The sequence below is a fragment of the Spirochaeta dissipatitropha genome, assembly GCF_054657935.1.
Genome location: NZ_BAAHXT010000059.1, coordinates 1 through 349 on the forward strand (window position 1 = coordinate 1; position 349 = coordinate 349).

Sequence of the window (349 nt, forward strand, 5' to 3'; positions counted from 1 at the left end):
AGCACGATTGTTCAGCGAAATTGAGGCGGCAAAGGATGACGGGACCTATCTGAAGCACCTGTCTCGTATTATGAAAAACAAACTCATTCTAATTGATGACTTTGGTCTGGAACCGCTGAACCACACAGCCCGGATGGGATTTCTGGAAATACTTGAAGAGCGGCATCGCAGAAAATCTACCATCATGGTATCTCAGCAGCCGGTGGAAAACTGGCATGGACTCATTGGTGATCCCACGATCGCTGACGCAATTATGGACCGTCTTGCCTTTCATTCTCACAGAATCGAGATGACAGGCGACTCAGTGAGGAGAAAAATGTATGCAGTAGATTGACTGAAAACGGACACC

The 349-nt window shown here is 47.3% G+C and carries 1 protein-coding gene; it reads left to right on the plus strand.

From position 1 onward, the window contains the following. Positions 1-334: ATP-binding protein (locus tag ACYQ2L_RS17225; protein WP_460058364.1), on the plus strand; the 334-nt coding region annotated here is incomplete at its 5' end. Between the last annotated feature and the right edge of the window lie 15 nt (positions 335-349).